General features: G+C 57.6%; 1 protein-coding gene. It reads right to left on the bottom strand.

What is annotated here, in order from left to right:
* Nucleotides 1–92 precede the first annotated feature (92 nt).
* Nucleotides 93–1,191 (bottom strand): OprD family outer membrane porin (locus tag AC1DRJ_RS28605; RefSeq protein WP_477805098.1); only part of this gene is annotated, 1,099 nt, incomplete at its 5' end.

The raw sequence follows: 1,191 nt of genomic DNA, 5'->3' as shown, positions 1-1,191 counted from the left end.
GGATTTACGGGGGTGAACCCGCCTTGAAACACAAAAGCCCCGCCGGGCGTGATGCCGGGCGGGGCTTTTTTGTTTCGGTGACGCGAGCGCTATTACAACAGCGGGATCGAGTAGTTGAGGATCAAACGGTTTTCATCCTGGGTGCGAGTGTTGGGCAGGTCTGTACGCCAGGTCGCATTTTTCCAGGTAACGCCGAGGTTCTTCAGCGGGCCATCCTGAAGCACGTAAGCAACGGTCAGATCGCGTTCCCACTCTGAAGCGCCGCTGGCCGCCACTGCGCCGCGAGCGTTAACGGTATCGATGTCGTCACCATGCAGGTAAACCACACCTGCCGTCAGGCCCGGTACGCCGACCTTGGCGAAGTCGAACGAGTAGCGTGCCTGCCAGGAGTGTTCACCGGCACGGGCGAATTTCTGGATTTGCGAGTCGGTGATGATATAGGCCGACGCTCCGTCACCCTGGTTCAGGTAAACGAAGTCGCTGCTGCCGTTGCTGACCTGGTAACCGCCACCGAAGGTATGACCGGCAACGGAGTACAGGAACAGGCCGCTGTACAGGTTGTTGTCGACCTCACCTTTACCGCTCGGCGCGTTGTAGTTGCCAGTGCTGTAGTACAGCGGGTCGTGACCATTGGCTCCATCATCAGAGCTGTTGAAATAACGCAAATCCGACTTCAACACGCCCGGACCGATTGCCCAGTTGTGAACCAGACCCAGGAAGTGTTGCTTGTAGAACTCTTCCAGGTTGCCGTAGTAATACTGGGCCGTCAGGTCCTTGGTGATTTTGTAGTCGCCGCCGGCAAAGTTGAACTTGTTGCTGTCGCGGAAATTGGGACCACGGGAGTTCGCACCCGCAATCGACATCTGTTCGTTGTTGCTGGAGTTACGACCTTTAACGGCTTCGATCTGACCACCGACCAGCGTCAGGTCCTTGATGTCACCGGAAGAGAGCTGGCCACCCTGCCAGGTTTGCGGCAGCAGACGACCGTCGTTGGTCACGATGACCGGCAGTTTGGGTTGCAGGGTACCCAGCTTCAGTTCGGTCTGGGAGATCTTGGCTTTGGCAGTCACGCCCAAGCTAGAGAAGTCATCAACCGGTTCGCCGTTGGATTTGGTTGGGAAAACAGTGCCACCGTAAGAAGTTGCAGTGGCGCCATTGGTGCCGCCGCCCGAATCCAGCTTGACGCCCAAC

The organism is Pseudomonas sp. P5_B2 (genome assembly GCF_056400445.1).
This window is presented reverse-complemented; position numbering and strand designations above follow the sequence as displayed.